Source organism: Chloroflexota bacterium, assembly GCA_026708035.1.
Taxonomy (GTDB): Bacteria; Chloroflexota; UBA11872; order UBA11872; family UBA11872; genus JAJECS01.
In genome coordinates this window covers 20,164-36,654 of record JAPOVQ010000019.1, presented here as the reverse complement: position 1 = coordinate 36,654, position 16,491 = coordinate 20,164, and the positions used below count along the sequence as shown (strand labels likewise).

At 66.1% G+C, this 16,491-nt stretch carries 15 protein-coding genes and 1 tRNA gene; 9 read left to right on the top strand and 7 right to left on the bottom strand.

Going from position 1 to position 16,491, the window contains the following annotated elements; all coding sequences use genetic code 11:
- Positions 1 to 7: 7 nt before the first annotated feature.
- The gene (locus OXG33_08845) at positions 8 to 646 is read left to right on the top strand and encodes a GNAT family N-acetyltransferase (GenBank protein ID MCY4114030.1); all 639 of its coding nucleotides are present in this window, start codon (positions 8 to 10) and stop codon (positions 644 to 646) included.
- Positions 647 to 840: 194 nt separating this feature from the next.
- Positions 841 to 1,722, top strand: coding sequence for a hypothetical protein (locus tag OXG33_08840; protein MCY4114029.1), 882 nt, complete (start codon positions 841 to 843; stop codon positions 1,720 to 1,722).
- Between the two features lie 211 nt (positions 1,723 to 1,933).
- Here the strand turns inward: OXG33_08840 and OXG33_08835 are convergent, their stop codons facing one another.
- Positions 1,934 to 2,566 (bottom strand): GNAT family N-acetyltransferase, encoded by a 633-nt coding sequence (locus OXG33_08835; protein MCY4114028.1) that lies wholly within the window; start codon positions 2,564 to 2,566, stop codon positions 1,934 to 1,936.
- A 52-nt stretch (positions 2,567 to 2,618) separates the two neighbouring features.
- On the opposite strand from OXG33_08835, the gene OXG33_08830 reads away from it, so the two are divergent.
- Positions 2,619 to 4,181 carry a hypothetical protein gene (locus OXG33_08830; protein ID MCY4114027.1) on the top strand — a complete coding sequence of 521 codons (1,563 nt, stop codon included), beginning with the start codon at positions 2,619 to 2,621 and terminating at the stop codon, positions 4,179 to 4,181.
- A gap of 5 nt (positions 4,182 to 4,186) precedes the next feature.
- Here OXG33_08830 and OXG33_08825 read toward each other — a convergent pair whose 3' ends face one another.
- On the bottom strand, positions 4,187 to 4,465 hold the full coding sequence (locus OXG33_08825; GenBank protein MCY4114026.1) for a hypothetical protein: 279 nt from the start codon (positions 4,463 to 4,465) through the stop codon (positions 4,187 to 4,189).
- A 126-nt stretch (positions 4,466 to 4,591) separates the two neighbouring features.
- Between OXG33_08825 and OXG33_08820 the strand changes: the two genes are divergently transcribed.
- The 5 genes from OXG33_08820 to OXG33_08800 all read left to right on the top strand — a co-directional run bounded on the left by OXG33_08820 (position 4,592) and on the right by OXG33_08800 (position 8,303).
- Positions 4,592 to 5,110, top strand: a complete 519-nt coding sequence (locus tag OXG33_08820; protein ID MCY4114025.1) for a helix-turn-helix transcriptional regulator — start codon at positions 4,592 to 4,594, stop codon at positions 5,108 to 5,110.
- A gap of 446 nt (positions 5,111 to 5,556) precedes the next feature.
- A tRNA-Gly gene (locus OXG33_08815) sits at positions 5,557 to 5,631 on the top strand.
- A 460-nt stretch (positions 5,632 to 6,091) separates the two neighbouring features.
- A complete protein-coding gene (locus tag OXG33_08810; GenBank protein MCY4114024.1) occupies positions 6,092 to 6,718 on the top strand; it encodes a hypothetical protein in 627 nt (208 codons plus the stop codon).
- A gap of 144 nt (positions 6,719 to 6,862) precedes the next feature.
- Positions 6,863 to 7,906: a Gfo/Idh/MocA family oxidoreductase gene (locus OXG33_08805; protein ID MCY4114023.1), complete on the top strand. Its 1,044-nt coding sequence runs from the start codon at positions 6,863 to 6,865 to the stop codon at positions 7,904 to 7,906.
- Positions 7,893 to 8,303 (top strand): Gfo/Idh/MocA family oxidoreductase, encoded by a 411-nt coding sequence (locus OXG33_08800; GenBank protein MCY4114022.1) that lies wholly within the window; start codon positions 7,893 to 7,895, stop codon positions 8,301 to 8,303. The genes OXG33_08805 and OXG33_08800 overlap by 14 nt, the downstream gene beginning before the upstream one ends.
- Here the strand turns inward: OXG33_08800 and OXG33_08795 are convergent.
- The 5 genes from OXG33_08795 to OXG33_08775 form a co-directional block, all read right to left on the bottom strand.
- Complete coding sequence (locus OXG33_08795; GenBank protein ID MCY4114021.1) at positions 8,300 to 9,412, bottom strand: dipeptide ABC transporter ATP-binding protein; 1,113 nt, start codon at positions 9,410 to 9,412, stop codon at positions 8,300 to 8,302. The two genes, OXG33_08800 and OXG33_08795, sit on opposite strands and share 4 nt — an antisense overlap.
- Positions 9,409 to 10,461, bottom strand: coding sequence for an ABC transporter ATP-binding protein (locus OXG33_08790; protein ID MCY4114020.1), 1,053 nt, complete (start codon positions 10,459 to 10,461; stop codon positions 9,409 to 9,411). The genes OXG33_08795 and OXG33_08790 overlap by 4 nt, the downstream gene beginning before the upstream one ends.
- A 3-nt stretch (positions 10,462 to 10,464) precedes the next feature.
- On the bottom strand, positions 10,465 to 11,589 hold the full coding sequence (locus tag OXG33_08785) for an ABC transporter permease (GenBank protein MCY4114019.1): 1,125 nt from the start codon (positions 11,587 to 11,589) through the stop codon (positions 10,465 to 10,467).
- Positions 11,590 to 11,620: 31 nt separating this feature from the next.
- Positions 11,621 to 12,616, bottom strand: a complete 996-nt coding sequence (locus tag OXG33_08780) for an ABC transporter permease (GenBank protein ID MCY4114018.1) — start codon at positions 12,614 to 12,616, stop codon at positions 11,621 to 11,623.
- Between the two features lie 85 nt (positions 12,617 to 12,701).
- On the bottom strand, positions 12,702 to 13,541 hold the full coding sequence (locus OXG33_08775; GenBank protein MCY4114017.1) for a sugar phosphate isomerase/epimerase: 840 nt from the start codon (positions 13,539 to 13,541) through the stop codon (positions 12,702 to 12,704).
- A 766-nt stretch (positions 13,542 to 14,307) separates the two neighbouring features.
- Between OXG33_08775 and OXG33_08770 the strand changes: the two genes are divergently transcribed.
- Positions 14,308 to 16,479 (top strand): ABC transporter substrate-binding protein, encoded by a 2,172-nt coding sequence (locus OXG33_08770; GenBank protein MCY4114016.1) that lies wholly within the window; start codon positions 14,308 to 14,310, stop codon positions 16,477 to 16,479.
- The last annotated feature ends 12 nt before the right edge of the window (positions 16,480 to 16,491 follow it).

The following is a 16,491-nucleotide window of genomic DNA, read 5'->3' as shown; positions in this document are numbered from 1 at the left end:
CACCTCCATGGACCACTTGCCTTCGGGCCTGACCTTCCGTTCAGTCGAGGCGGCGACGTGGGCGGATTTGGAGCGGCTGTTCGAGGCGCGGGGCGGGCCGTCCTATTGCTGGTGCATGCCGTTTCGGGCGACGCCCCAAGAAAACCGGAACCTTGACCGCACGACCCGGAAAGACGGGATGCGGTCGCGGGTGATGGCGGGCGTGCCGGTGGGCATACTGGCCTACGCTGGCGACGAGCCCATCGGCTGGTGCTCGATCGCGCCGCGTCCCACGTTCCCCAGGCCCAACACGTCGGCGGTGCCCGGCGCCGCCCGCGCCGACGATCCGTCGGTCTGGGCGCTCACCTGCTTCTTCGTTCCGCGGCGGTTGCGCGGCAGCGGTCTGGCGTCGCGCCTGCTTGAGGCCGCGCTCGACTATGCCGGCGAGCAAGGCGCGGCGGCGGTTGAGGCCTATCCCGTCGATCCCGACTCGCCGAGCTACCGCTTTGGCGGGACCAGGCCCATGTTCCAGGCCGTGGGCGCGCGCGAGCTCGGGCCGCTGGGACTGCGACGGCACGTGGTGCGGATCGATCTGACTGGCGAATCCCCCTCACCCCAACCCTCTCCCACGGTGGGGAGAGGAGCCTCGGACGACCCGCGCGACTGAGCCCCGACCACACTCGGCGTGATCGAATCCCGGCCTGCCCGCAGCCCGGGCCACCGGCCATGTACCCGTGGTGACCGGGAGCCGTGTCCGGTCCCTTGTCCCCTGGCGGGAGAAGGTGAGGATGAGGGGGAATCGCGCCGAGAGTCGTGTGACCGTCCTGGTATGCGAGCCTATCCGCCGTTATGGGATATCTCGTGGCAGCCGTGGCGCTGGCGGTGTCGTTTGGGCTGATTCAGCGTGCGGCCCAGCGGCGGCGCGGGCACTACTTTTACGTGTCCGTCACCAACTACGCCGTCGCCGCGCTGGTGGCGCTGGTGTGGGTGGCCATCCAGGGCGGCTGGGAGGCGTCGGCGCTGGCCTATTGGGTGGGCGCGCTGAACGGCGTCGGCTTCGCCGTGCTCTTCGTCCTGCAGTACTTCATGCTCGGGCAGCGGGGCGTGGGCGTCACCTTCGCGCTCGGCTCGCTGGCGCTGCTTGCGCCAATCACCGTGTCGCTGGTGGTGTTCGGGGAGCCGGCCGAAGCGGTCACGCTGGTCGGCATCGCCTTGCTGGTAGTCGCGGCGCCCCTGATTGCCTACCGCCGCATGCCCATGCTGCCGGCGACAAGAGTCGGCTTCTATTGGGCGGTGGTCGCCGGTTTGCTGGGATTCACCGCCGCGACGCTGATCTCGTGGAAGGTCATCAACGAAGTCACGCCCGCCGCCGATCGCGGAGCGTTCGTGCTGGCGACGTTCGCCGGTGCGACGGTGACTGCGGGCGTGACGCTGGCCATCCGACGCTGGAGCGAAGGTCCGGGTCCGCCGATGCGTCGGCAGGGACAGGCGAACGCGCTGGCGTGGGTCCCGCTGCCGATCGCGATGGGCGTAGGGCTGGGCCTGTGCAACGTGGTGCAGCTGTGGCAGTTCTTGGCCGCGCTGCGCGAGGTGCCGGGCGCGGTGGCTTTTCCGGTGCACAGCGCCGGCACCGTGCTCCTCATCACCCTGGCCGGCTGGATCGTCTGGCGCGAACGGCACGGCCCGGTGACGCTGCTCGGCATCGCAGCGGCGCTGGCGGGGCTGGTGCTGGTCAACCTCTGAGCCGGGCGCGGAATCCCCTCACCCCCGGTGTCGCGGTACCGCTCCGGCTCCAACCCGATTCGATTGCGGGACCTGTACACGGACTCGTAGGGGCGTCCCTTATGGGCGCCCGTCCGGGTGGATTCGGGCAGCCACAAGGGCTGCCCCTACACGGACTGACGGATTCGCCGAGCACGTATCCGGGGAGCGGCGGCTGGATGCCCGATGCCGGTCAATCGTTGAAACGGACGGCGTCGTATTTGGCCCGACTTAGCATCAGGTCGAGCTCGGCGTCGCCCTGAAATCCGCCTGCATCTACGCCCGCCTCGACCGCGAACCCCAGCGACGCGAACATGCGCCGGCTGCGCGCGTTGTCGGCGTCGACGCAGGCGTAGATCACGTCAACGCCCTCTCGGCGGAAGCCGAAATCGAGCAGCAGGCCCACCGCCTCGCGGCCCAGCCCCTGTCCCCACAGCGCCGGCAGGCCAATAGCGATGTCGATGCGCCGAACGTCCTCGTCTTGGTGACGCGCGACCAGCCGCTCCAGGTTCATGCGCTGCAGCCAGCATTCGCCGATGGGCTCGCCGTCCAGCTCCATGAGAAAGCAGTGCGCGTTGACCGAGATCGCGCGGTAGATGCGCTGCACCTCGTCCAACGTGCGCGACTCAATCTCGTCGCCTTCGGCCCACGCCAGCACCTCGGGATCGTTGTTCCAGGCCAGCAGCGGCGCCCAGTCGTCTTCCTTCATCGGGCGCAGCACCAATCGCGGTCCGCGCAGCGTGACGTCGTGCGGCCTGAGCGTTGCCGGCGGACGCGCCAACGCTTCCCGATGCTCGTCGGTCGTGGCGTGAGCGTCGCGGGACATGGTGGGCGCGCCTATACTCCGCCCAGTCGAGCGGCAGGTTGGCGAGTCTCCCATGAAGCTGCGCAACGTCAACACCACCGACATCGCCGCCGCCATCGAGGCGGGCACACGCACGATGGCGAGCGTGTTCAACGCGGACGACGACGACATCCCGTTCTTTGGCTCGCAGGTTTGGCCCGAGCCGCGTCTCGCCTTCAGCCCCGTGCACTCGGAAGCGCATGTCCCCGGGCGGCATCTCAACGCCCTGCTGACGGCCGAGTCCCTGGGCTTTCCCATCGACGAAGCGGCGGTCGATAAGCACGCGCGGGCCGCGTTCTTTTCATATAGCGGACCGCTGCCGCTGCCGCTCAACCGCGAGCGCATCGACGGTCCGCTGGTGAACTTTCCAACGCACAACGTGCGCGAGGGCTTCCACGCGCTCTACGCCCTGGCGCAATTCCGGGACTCCGCGCAGGCACACGACGTTGCCGCGGCGAGTATCGCCGCGATCAACGAACTCTGGGACCCCGACCGAGACTGGGATGACGAAGGCGTCGCCCGCGCCCACGGCATTGACGTCAATGTCGAACCCACCTTCATCCGCGGACTGGGTCGCGCCATAGGCCCGCTGGTCAAGTACTACCGCGCGGCGGGCTACGGTCCGGCGTTGGAGCTGGCCATCCGGCTCAAGGACAAGGCCGTGGCGGACCATTTCACCGCCGACGGCAGCTACTCCACCGAGCGCTTCGGCTCGCACACGCACTCCACCACGTGCGTCATGTCCTCCTTGGCGCAACTGGCCGACCTGCTCAACGACGCGCCGCTGATGGAGCGCGTGAGGACGTTTTACAGCCGCGGGCTGTGGGAGATCCGCGACGAGCTTGGCTGGGTCATCGAGAGCAGCCTGCCGGACGCGGCGCCCGATTTTGGCGAGGTCAACAACACCGGCGACATCCTGGAAACGGCGCTCATTCTGGGACGCTGGGGCTATCCCGAGGCATTCGACGACGCCGAGCGCATCCTGCGCGGGCATTTGCTGCCCAGCCAGCTGCGCGACGTGTCATGGATCGGCGAGCCGTCCGATCCGGGGGGCGGCGATGGTCGCCGCGACGTGGCCCGGCGTCACCTCGGCGCCTACGGCTTCCCCGCGCCGTACGGGCACCGGCCAGTCGAGGCCGACCGCATCTCGTTCAACATGGACATCGTCGGCGGCGCGGTGGCGTCGCTCTGCGAGGCCTACCGCGACGTGACCCGCTTCGACGCCGCGGGCCACTGGGTCAACCTGCTATTCGACCACCGCACCGAGGACATCGAGGTCGAGTCGCCCTATCCCAGCGGCGTGCTCGGCGTCACGATCAAGCGTCGGGGGCCGCTCTTCGTGCGGGTGCCCGCCTGGGCGAACCCGCACGACGTCGTGGTCGAGGGCGCGGTCGCGACCGCGCCGCGCACGGGGCGCTATCTCATGGTGCCCGAGCCGCCGTACGGCCGGCGCATCACGTTCACGCTCAATCCACCGCCCAGCGAGATCGTCCTGCGGCACCGCACGCGCGACATCAGAGTCAAGCTTCGCGGCGACGCGGTCGAGGCCATGGACAACTTCGGCCAGGACCTGACCTTCTTCGATCCGATCGACTAGCCGCGTCAGCCGGTCGAACGGAGCTCGCTCACGATCCGGCGCCGCCGCGCGCGCATGGCCAAGTCGAGGTTTGGCGTCTGAGTATTGGCGGCGAACGCGGCGATCACCTCCCGCATTCCGCCCACCGACTCCAGTGACACGCCCTGCGTCTCGGCCCACTCCGCCACCGCTTCCAGCGCGGCAATCTGCGGCTCGCGCGCCAAGCGCGAGGCCAACTCGTCCCGACGGTCGCGATCGCTTGACAGTTGGGCTGGGGCGCCCACCGCCGGTCCTGCGCGCGCCATCCGGAACCGCCTTGCGAATCGAATTGGGAATCTGGTGACCACCCTCGGCTTGCGAGATACTACCATTTATGGTTGATTTTGCCAAAGTAGACGAAATTCTTAGGAAATGATACCGTTCAGGTCAGAATGAACCTCGATTCGCACGTCAGCAACGATCCCCGGCCGGGGCGGAGTGAGTTCGCCCGGCGGCTGCGGGCCTACATGGGCTACGCCGACCGCACGCTGGATGAGGTGGCGGCGGAGCTGCAAGCATCCGGCGTCAGCGTGAGCCCTAGCACGGTCAATCGCTGGGCGCGGGGCCAGGGGGCGCCGAGCGTGTTCGCCGCGCGCGAGTTGGGTCGGCTTGTCGAGCGGGCGGGGCTCGCCGCCGAGGGCGGCGGCACCGCCTGGCTGCTCGGCGAAGCGCCGGTGGTGACCGCCGCCAGCCCGGCGCTCGATCGGGTCGTGCGCGCCTGGCGTTTCCGCGCCGCCGACGCGGCGCTGGCCGACGCATTGGGCGAGCGGGGCATCCCCGCCGGCTACCGGGCGCCGCTCGCGGAGCTACTGGCTCGCCTGCTCGAAGAGCTGGCCGACGACCCCGACGGCGCCGGTGACTCTCCGGACCCCCTCACCCCATCCCTCTCCCACGGTGGGGAGAGGGAGTAGAGCCGCCGACTTGGCCTGAGGGCCACCCCAGCACCTTGGCTGCCTGGACGGCCCGGCCCGCCGGCCCTATGCCTTTGGGGAACCAATCAGCCGGGTCCGGTCCCTTCTCCCTGGGGAGAAGGTGAGGATGAGGGGATTCGTTGACGGCGCGAGCGATGGCCGGGCCGACCCCCTCACCCCATCCCTCTCCCACGGTGGGGAGAGGGAGTCGAGCCGCCGCCTTGGCCTGAGGGCCACCCACGCACTTCGGCTGCCTGGACGGCCCGGCGCGCCGGCCCTACGCCTTTGGGGAACCAAACCGCCGGATCCGGTCCCTTCTCCCTGGGGAGAGGGTGTTGAGCCACCGAGATCGCCTGAGCGCCACCCACGCACTTCGGCTGCCTGGACGGCCCGGCCCTGACCGGCGGCGGCTCGCGCTAGAATATCGAGCGGGCCGGTCCCGCCCGGCGGAAGTGGCTCAGTGGTAGAGCATCTCCTTGCCAAGGAGAGGGTCACGGGTTCGAATCCCGTCTTCCGCTCCAACGGCCCGTCCCAAACCTGTTGGGAGCCCGCTGCCGAGGGGATCCGGGTCATCCCTGGGTCGTCCCGATGTCCAGGAATGTAGGCGTCCAGGTCCCGCGCGGCCGCCCGCTGCGAGTTCGGGAGCGCGTGCGCGTAGAGGTTCGCGGTCGTGGTCTTGTCCCCATGTGCGAGCCGCTCGCTCACCACGGGCAACGCGTGGCCGCGCGCCAAAAGCAGCGTGGCGTGTGCGTGCCGAAGGTCGTGCAGCCGCGTGTGCCTCGGGAGCCCCGCCCGTGCGAGCGCCGTCTGCACCCAGCGGTAGACCGTGCTCACCGGCAGCGGCTTGCCCAGGGCATCCGCTGCCACCAGGTCATGCGTGGCGTAGCCGTCACCTAGCTGCCGCCGCTGCGCAGCCTGTCGTGCGCGCTGGTCCCGCAGAACCGCGAGACCAAACGGTCCCAGTTCGACGATGCGCACCTGATGGGTCTTGGTCGGTCCAACGACCAGTCCTTGGCCCTGCACCGGCGTCAGGCTCCGGCGGACGACCACAAAGCCGCGCTCGAAGTCGACATCCCCCCAGTGCAGGCCCAGCAGCTCGCCGCGTCGGAGCCCGCCGAGCACGGCCAGGACGAGCAGCGGGTAGACCGGTTTCGACTTGTTCGCTTCGAACAAGCGCCGGAGTGCCGGCTGATCCAGGACCGAGACGGCGCGTTGCGGGATGCGTGGCAGTTCGACGGCGTCAGCCGCGTTGCGCGGGACCATCTGCCACGTGACCGCCTGGGCCAGCGCCTTGTGGATGACCGCATGCACCAGATGTACGGTTGCGGGCGCATAGCCCTGCTCGATGGCCCCGTCGCACAGGTGCTGGACGTCGGCCGGCGTGATCCGGCGCCATGGCAGATTTCCGATGTCGGGAACGATGTGGCGGGCGACGATGCCGGCGTTTCGAGCATGCGTACTGGGGCGCTTGTGCAACCGTACGTGCGGGAGCGAGCGCTCGTGCAGGTAGCCGCTCAGGAAGGACCGGCCGGCGCCAGCGACGACCCCGAGATCCACCTCGGCCGGCGGGTAGCTGAGGCAGGAATCGAACCTGCGGCCAAGAGCTGATGCGTTAGCCGATCGGCAGTGGGGAGAGGGCATTGGCGTCTCCTCGTCACGGCCTCGACGAGGCTACGCTACCCACGCGAGCCCTGAGTTCCGACGCAACGGCTACTATTCCCGCGCGCCTCTTCTGGAATCTCGATCTCGGTCATGCAACCTGAGCCGGTTCCCACCGCCTACGTCGGCCTGGGCGGTCGCGGCATGCGCTACCTCCGCGCCTCACATTGGGTCGGCGGCTTCACGCCCGTCGCTTTGGTGGACACGGACGCGGAGCGGTTTGGCGAGGCCCGCGAGTTCACTGAGCTGCCCGAGCTCGCTTGCCACGCCTCGCTCGCCGCCGCGCTGCAGGCGCATGAGATTGCGGCCGTCTTCGTCTGTGCGCCGGCGTCGGCGCACGCCGCCATCATCTTGGAGGCCGTCAGGGCCGGGGCGCACGTCTTCACCGAGACGCCGTTCACCACCAATTACGCCGATGCCGCCGAGGCCGTGAAGATCGCCGCGGCGAAGGGCCTGGCGATCGTGGTCGCCCAGCAGTACCGGCTCGCGGCGGTGGAACGCACCATCGCGAAACTCTTGGCGCAGGGCGCGTTGGGAGGGGTCGGCTTCGGATACCTGCGGCACGATCTGCCTGCACGCGAGCGGGCCGCCGAGGACGGGACTTCGCGACTCTGGCAGGCAGACGTCCACACCATCGATTCGCTCATTGCGATGATGCCCGGGAGTCCGACGCGCGTCTTCGGCCGCCTCTTTTCGCCAGGATTCAGCGATGCCGCGGCGCCCAGCTCGCTGCAGGCGACGCTCGAATTCGACGACGGTTCCGTGGTCCAATACTTGTCCAACTCCGAATCGCACCAGCCCGGCTATAGATTTCGGATCGACTGCGAAGCCGCAACCTTGGTGCACCGCGCCGCGCATCCGGGGCGCGGTGACGACGCGGCCGAGCTGATCCAGATTGCGCTCAACGGCAGCCAGCAACCGGTGATGCTCGATACGAGCTACGACGACGCCTGGTTAGAGGAGACCCTTGCCATCTTCTTCAGGGACTCCGTCCGGTTGGGCAAGGAGCCTCCCAGCAGCGGGCGTAACAATCTGGCCACCATGGCCGTGCTGCAGGCGCTGCTGCGCAGTTCCGAGACCGGGGAGGCGATTGACGTCGCGGATGTCGCGCCGGAGGCCATTCGTGAGCGTGGCTGAGGTGCCGGCGGAATCTCCTCCGCGCGCCGCGTTCATCGGCATCAGCCGCGATCACGCCTGGGGCAAGGCCGAGGCCATTCGTCGCTCGCCCCGCTTGGACGTGGTGGGCGCGTTCGAACCCGACGCCGCGGAATGGGAGCGCCAGCGCGCACGCGCGCAGTTCAGCGACGTTCGCCACTTGGCGGCGCGTGACGTACTGGAGGACCCAACGATTGAGGTCGTCTTCATCGAGACCCGTCCGCACGACAACCTGCGCTGGGCGCGGGAGGTTCTCGTCCACGACAAGCACGTGGACATTGACAAGGCGCCTGCGCCTTCGCTCAACGACTTGCGCGGCGTGCTCAGCCTCGCGGCCGATCACGGCCGGCACGTGCCGATCGGCTACCAGTTCCGCTAGGATTCGTCAGATCTCAGGCCGCTGGCGTGGCGTTCGTCGCGGGATTTTTTGCTGTTGCCCGCCACCGTGTTCATGGGTAGCCGGTCGCGCACACCCGCCAGCTCCAGCTCCTTCGCGCGGTGACACGCGACCCAGTGACCCTCCGCCACCTCTTCCCAGACGGGCGTGTCGGTCCGGCACACGTCCTGCGCATAGCGACAGCGGGGGTGGAAATAGCACCCGGACGGTGGCGCCGCCGGATTCGCGACCTCGCCCTCCAATACGATGCGCTGCGAGCGCCTTCGCGGGTCCGGCTCCGGCACCGACGACAGCAGCGCCTCCGTGTACGGATGCCTCGGGCAGTTGAACAGACGCTCACGATCGGTCATCTCGACCAGGCGGCCCACGTACATCACCGCCACCCGGTCGCTGAGGTGCTTCACCACACTCAGATCGTGCGCCACGAAGAGATACGTGAGCCCGAGTTTCTGCTGCAGGTCGAGCAGCAGATTCAGGATCTGCGCCTGCACCGAAACGTCCAGCGCGGATACCGGCTCGTCGGCCACGACCAACCTGGGGTTCAGGGCCAGCGCCCGGGCGATTCCGATGCGCTGCCGTTGCCCGCCGCTGAAGGCGTGCGGGAATCGGCGCATGTACTCAGGACGCATACCCACCAAGCGCAGCAGCTCTTCCACCCGCTCCTGCCGTTCCCGGCGGCTGCGCATGCCGTTCACCAGCAGCGGCTCACCGACGATCTCCAGCAACGGGAACCGCGGGTTCAGCGAGCTGAAAGGGTCCTGAAAGATCATTTGCATGTCGCGACGCAGCCGCCGCAGCTCGCGCCGCGTGCTTTGCGCCACATCGAACACCTTGTCTTCGGTCGGCCGGAACAGAATCTGGCCATCCGTCGGGTCGATCGCGCGCAGGATGCAGCGGGCCGTGGTCGTCTTCCCGCAACCGCTCTCACCCACCAGCGACAGCGTCTCGCCCCGGTCGATGTGGAACGACACATCGTCCACGGCTCGCACCGCGCCCACCTCACGGCGCATAAAGCCCTTCCGGATGGGAAAGTTCTTCTTGAGGCGTTTCACCTCGAGGAGAGGGTGTCCGTTCGGCCCTTCGATGGTCATGCCCGCTCGTCCGTGGGCTCGTGATACAGGAAGCAGCTCACCAATTGATCTGACGTTCGCTCATCGAGCGCCTGGAGTTCGGGCACGTGCCGATCGCACGTTCCCGGAATGAATTGTGGACAGCGATCGTGGAACGGGCAGCCCTCGGGCCGGTTGTAGGGATGCGGGATGGCGCCGCTGATGGTGGGCAGCGGGACACGCGCCTCTGAATACAGGCTCGGGATCGACTGCAGCAGCAGGCGTGTGTAGGGATGCTTGGGATTGTGGAAGATCGCATCCACGGAACCCTCCTCAACCACCCGTCCCAGATACATCACGACAACGGTGTCGCACATCTCGGCCACCACGCCCAGGTTGTGCGTGATCAGGATGATCGCCATACCGAGGTCGGTCTGAAGCTGCCGCAGCAGGTCCAGAATCTGCGCCTGCGTCGTCACGTCCAGAGCCGTCGTGGGCTCGTCGGCAATCAAGACTCTCGGCTCGGCGGACAGCGCCATGGCGATCATCGCGCGCTGCCGCAGACCACCGCTCAGCTGGTAGGCGTATTCGTTAAGGCGCGCCTCGGCTCGTGAGATGCCGACTTGCCGCAAGAGGTCGGCCGCACGTTCACGGGCTTCGCGCTTGCCCAACGGCGAGTGCAGCCGGATGGCCTCGACGATTTGGCTCCCGATCGGATGCACCGGACTGAACGAGGTCATGGGTTCCTGAAAGATCATCGCGATCTCGCCGCCGCGAATCTGCCGCATCTCCGGGCCGTCGGCCGAAGTCTGCGCCAGATCGAGTTCCACCTCCCGTCCGTCGGTTCGATGTAGATAACGAATCTCGCCTTCCACGATTTCGCCTGGATGTTCGACGATGCGCAATATCGAGCGTGCGGTCACGCTCTTTCCGCAGCCGCTCTCGCCCACGATCCCGAGGGTCTGGCCGGCGCACACCTCGAAGCTCGCGCCGTCCACCGCGCGCACCGTGCCCTCATCTGGGAAGAAATAGGTCTTGAGGTTGTGCACGCGCAGCAGTGGCCGCCGTTTCCCTGCGGCAAGGGTGGCCATCAGCTAGGTCCCGTACGGATCCGCGGCGTCCCGCAGACCGTCCCCGAGGAAATTGAACGCCAGAATCGCGACGATCACCGGCAGCGCCGGCAGCAGCAGCCAGGGAGACAGCGCCAATGTCTGGATGTTCTGCGCCTGCTGCAGCAGCACCCCCCAGGAGATGGCGGGCGGACGCAGCCCTAGACCCAGGAATGACAGCGAGGTCTCGCTGATGATGATGGTGGGGATGGCCAGCGTCGTGGCCGCGATGATGTGGCTCAGGAACGAGGGCACCATGTGTCGCAGGATGATGCGCATGCGGCTGGCCCCGGCCAGCTCGGCGGCCATCACGAAGTCCTCTTCCCGCAGCGAGAGAAAGCGGCCGCGCACCACGCGCGCCAGTTCGGTCCACAAGATCAACGCCAGCAGGATTGTGATCGCGAAGTAGATCTGCTCGATCGACCAGTCCTTCGGCACCGCTGCGGCAATTCCCATCAACAGCGGAATCTGCGGGATCGAGCGCACGATTTCGATGATGCGTTGAATCACGGTGTCGATCAGGCCGCCGAAGTACCCCGACACGCCGCCGATCACGATTCCCAGAACCTGACTGATCGCCACCGCGATCAGCCCGATCGTCATCGAGATCCTGGTCGCGAAAACGATCCGCGACCACATGTCGCGCCCTTGAATATCAGTGCCCAGCAGCGACACATGCTCCTGCGCCAGCGCGCCACCCGCGTCGTCGCTCACACCGATCAGGTGCCGGTCCCACGGAATGATGCCCAAGATCTCGTATTCCAATCCCTGCGCAAAGAACTGCACCGAGATCGGTTGATCGCCGAGGATTTCGTACACGCGTTCGAAGGTTTCCGGATCGCGACTTCCCTCGAATGCGAGCACATGCGGGTTCCACCCGTCGTCATCGAACAGGTGAATCGGCTGCGGCGGCAATAGACCGCGCTTGGCCGCCGGCAAGTTCGGATCGGCGTAGGCGAAGAAGTCCGCAAACAGCACCACCACGTAATACGTGATCAGCACAATCGCCGCGATGTTCGCGACCTTGTGTTTGCGGAATCGCCACCAGGTGAGTTGCCACTGTGTGGCGACCGAGATGCGCTCTTCCTCGCGCGCGCCGCCAACGGCCACTTTGCTCTCAATCGTTCGGGTGGTGTGGTCCTTAGCCACCGCGCGCCTCAAACTTGATTCGCGGATCAAGAATCACCAGCAAGATGTCCGAAATCAGCGTGCCGACTACCGTGATGACGCCCAATAGCAGAATGATCGTCCCCGCCAGGAAGGAGTCTTGCGCGATCAGCGACTTTAGGAGAATCGGCCCGAGCGTCGGCAAGCTCAGCACGATCGATACGATCACGCTGCCTCCCACGATGTCTCGCAGCACGAAAGGTACGATGCTCACGAACGGATTGAGTGCCACGCGCACCGGGTACTTGAGCACCGCCCGGTTGTTCGTCAGGCCCTTCGCTCGCGCGGTCACCAAATACGGCTTACGCAGCTCATCCAGCAAGTTCGCCCGCATGATGCGAATCAGGAACGCGGTCCCCGCCAGTCCCAGCGCCAGCGCGGGTATCGGCATGTGCTGCATCAGATCCCAGAACTTGTCCCAGCTCCAATCCGCCTGGGCGTACTCCGGCGAGAAGAGGCCACCGACGTTGGCGTCAAACAGAACAAATCCGAAATACATCAACACCAGCGCCAAGAGGAACCCCGGAATCGCCAGACCAATAAACCCGATGAAGGTGAACGCATAGTCGCCGATGGAGTACTGCTTGACGGCCGAGTAGATGCCGATCGGCAGCGCCACGATCCACGTGAGCAGCAGCGCCGCTACCGACACCACAATAGTCAGCAGGAAGCGATCGCCGATCACATCCAGAACCGGCCGGTTAAACTCGAACGACACCCCGAAATTCCCCTGCGCCATCAGGCCCAGCCAGCGGAAGTACTGCAAGATGACCGGCTGATCGAGCCCGTAGAGATCGCGCAGCGCCTGCGCTTCGGCGTCGGTGAAGATGGTGCCCTGCGACTGCAACTGCGCGATGTATGAGGTCACGTAATCGCCCGGCGGGATTTGAATGACGAGGAACGACAGCATCGAAATCGCCCACAACGTCGCGAACGCAAACAGCGTTCGGCGGATCAGCCAGCCTGCCATCGGATCATTTCAGCCCCAGCCTGCCATCAGATTATTCCAGCCCCAGCACGGGCGGCTGGCCAAGCGTGGCCTGGGCGCAGCCGAGCTAGAACCGCCCGGCCACCCAGCCGTCCGATACGCGCCGGGCGGCCGCCGCGGCCGCAGCGGGTTCGATGTGGACTTCGAACGTCCACGCACCATCGAAGCCCATGGTGGTCAACGCCGCGTACAACTCCGCCCAATTCACGTTTCCCTGGCCAGGCATCCAGTGCCGGTCCGCCACGCCGTCCGTGTCCTGCAGATGCAACGCCATGAGGCGCTCGCCAGCGACGCGCGCTTCGGCCGCTGGATCGAGCCCGCTCATGTACGCGTGCCCGGTGTCCAGGCAGAGTCCCACCTCATCGGGGTAGCCGTCGATCACGGCCCGCACCTCTTCCATCAGGACCCCCGGCCGGGGCCGGCCATGTGACGGCATGTTTTCGCAGGCGAGGCGAATGCCGAGCGTCTCGGCTATCGGCAGCAACTCGTCCAGCGAGCGACGAAAGGCATCCAGGTGCGCCGCGCGGTTCCCTTCGTCCCATTCGAGTGACTTGTTAGGTGGAACCCCACTGCCGCTGGGATGCACGATCGCCGCGCCGCCGCCCAGCGCCGCGTAGGGCTCGAAGCACGCGCTGATCTCCGCTACCGAAGTCTGGCGGTGGTCCTCGTCCAGCGCGCCCAGATTCGTTGCGCCGATTGGTGGGTGGATGGTTGGGGCCTGCACGCCATGCCGATCGAGCACCGATCGCACCAGCGCGACATCGACAGGGGGCTCCACGTGCTTGAAAGAGAGCTCGCAGGCGCGGATTCCGGCTGCGGCCAGGCCGCGCACAATCGGCTCCAACCCCCCCGCACGCTCATCTTCCACGAAATACGTCGACGAGATGGCCAGGCCGAACTTTGGCACGTCTATAACCCCCCGTATCGTGCGCCTACTGCGAGACTCGGTCGATGGTCTGGTGTGAATGCCGGCGATGATGGGCTGTCGCCACTTGAACGGCGAACGCCGCACCCGCTCACCGAGCGCCTGCACGAGCCGGCGCGGCCCGGCCGCCAGGGGATATTGCCGCGCTCGCCGTCTGTCCGCTCATGCGCCAATGTCAGCAGGCGGATCCGAATCCTCTTCCAGCAATGATGACTACGCCCGCGCGATGCACAGCCCCACGCGGCACTGAGAGCCGAGAACTCACGTCTGCATTCGCTGCTTTCCTAGCGTACTTCGCAGAGAAGCCTAACGAAACCGCAAAGCGTCGGACTGTTGACCACCACAGATCACGGATCGCCGAGCGCTGACGAACCCCAGAGGCGCCGCGTCCGATGAACCAGCGGCGCCTCCCGGATACCGTATACGAGAGGGATGTTCACCAACAAATCGTACTCAGCGGCAGACGCAGTCTGACCGGCCCTCACAGGTGGCAGCGTACGCATCGCCTGCGTTGACGCATCAGTGGTACCCGCATACGCTATGCGCACGATTACGCAGTGCGCACGATATTGGGATCGTCATCGGGATCGGCGCACCGGTTTCAGGCATCTCCGGTCGGCGCAAGCGTGATTGTTGAGCAAAGCGGGTATCGCATCCGAGGTTGGTACCGGGGAGGTTGATTATGAAACGCCTGTCGCGTCGACATTGGCTTCGTTTGATCGGGGGCGGCGCAGTCGGAGTAGCGGGCGTGCCGATTCTGATGGCCTGTGGCGAGACTGAGGTCGCCACCAAGGAAGTGCCGATCGAGACGACCGTGATCAAAGAGGTCCCGGTCGAGAGGGTGGTGATCCAAGAGAAGATCGTCACCAAGGAAGTGGAAGTGCCGGTCGCGACCACCGTGATCAAGGAAGTTCCGGTCGAGAAGGTCGTAGAAAAGGTCATTGAGACCGAGCGGGTGATACCGGCCCTCCAGCCGGCCAGTGGTGAGAACGTCGACGTCGTGACTGGCTTCATTCCGGAGTCGTTCTCCGAGGCGCCGCAATGGACCGCGTTGGTGCAGGCCGGGAACCTGCCACCAATCTCGGAGCGGCTGCCAAAGGAGCCGTTGGTCTACCGACCGCTGCGGCGAATTGGCAAGTATGGCGGCACAATGCGCCGGGCGTTCACTGGGCCCGGCGACCTCGCCAACTTTGACCGCATCCTCCACGACACGTTCTTGTACTGGAACAGCCAGCTAACCAAAGTCGTCCCTTATATCGCCAAGGGGTGGGAGGTCAGTGACGGCGGGACCACCTTTACTTTCTTCATGCGCGAGGGGCACCGCTGGTCCGACGGCACGCCGCTTACCGCTGACGACGTCATGTTTTGGTACGAGGACTTGTATCTGAACGACGACTACCACCCAGGCGGGTCTACCTGGAATGCCGACTCCCAGGGTGAACAGGGTACGTGGGAGAAGGTGGACGACTACACCGTCAGGGTCCGCTTCGGCGCACCCAACTTCGTCTTCGTCGAGCAGCTGGCTTCGAACCCGCCTGGCGGCGCGTTCTCCTCAAGTCACCTCGGAAATAGCATCTGGGCACCCAAGCACTACCTATCCCAGTTTCACCCCACGTACGTCGGTGACGACAACGCCGCGAAGCTCGCCAGCGACGCCGGCTACGAGAACTGGGTCCAGCACATGAAGACGGTCGCGCACCCCGTGCGCAACCCGGGGTGTCCGGTTACAACCGCCTGGAAGCCTCTAACCGCTAACAGCACACCGCAGGTATTGCTGGAGCGAAATCCCTACTATCACGCTGTGGATATTGAGGGCAATCAGCTGCCCTACATCGACCGAATTCGGACCGATCTTGCCGAGGACTTGGAGGTACTAAACCTCAGGGCCGTAGCTGGCGAACTTGACTTTCAGGTCCGGCACATCGTCATCGGCAACGTACCCGTCTTGAAGGCCAACGAAATCAGAGGCGGCTACACCGTGAGCTTCTATAACGGGAACCACGGCACCGAGGGTGGCTTTCACTTCAACCAGGCGTGGCAAGGTGATGACCCGGAGATCAAGAAGTGGCTCGAGACCTTTGACTTCCGGCGGGCGCTGTCGCACGGCATCGACCGCGACGAACTAAACGAGATTCACTGGGTGGGCCTGGGTTCGCCCGGCACGACCTCGCCAGCCCCTGGCTCGCCGTACGCCCCTGAGCCCGAGTACCGCACGAAGTATGCCGACTTCGATCCTGCGAAGGCCAACGCGATCCTTGACGAACTGGGCCTGGCAGAACGCGATGCCGACGGTTTCCGATTGCGCAGCGATGGCGAAGGCACGTTGATTCTGGATCTTGTCTCGGTCGCGGCGTCCTTTGTGGACTTTCCAGGCATCGCTGAGTCCGTGGGTCAGATGTGGGAGCGGAACCTCGGCATCCGCGTCAACTTCCAGGTGCTCGAGCGCAGCTTGTTCAACGTGCGACGGGCAAATGGCGAGTTGCAAATCTGGATTTGGTCGCTGCACGGGAACGACACACCGCTCCTCTACCCGGGATCCTCCCTCATGGCCTCCGCGGCCTCTGCCGCCCCGCTCTACGGAATCTGGTACGAGACCGGCGGCGCCAGAGGGTTGGAGCCGCCCGCGGGCAGTGAGATCCGGCGCCAACAGGAACTCCACCAGCGAGCCAAGGGAGTCTCCGTCGAAGAAGCCCGGGAACTCGGCAAGGAGATCCACCGCATCATGGTGGACAACCTGTGGGTCATCGGGACGGTCGGCCTGTCGCCGGCGCTCATTGGTGTGCGAGTTCGGAGCAACCGGCTTGAGAATGTGGCGGAGGTTCTCCCATATGGGCAAGCGGCCTATAGCCCGGGCCCCGCGCGCCCCGAGCAGTTTTTCTTCAAGGACGCTGAGCCGGTCGAGCTCGATTTCGGCGGTTGACGCAGGAACCAA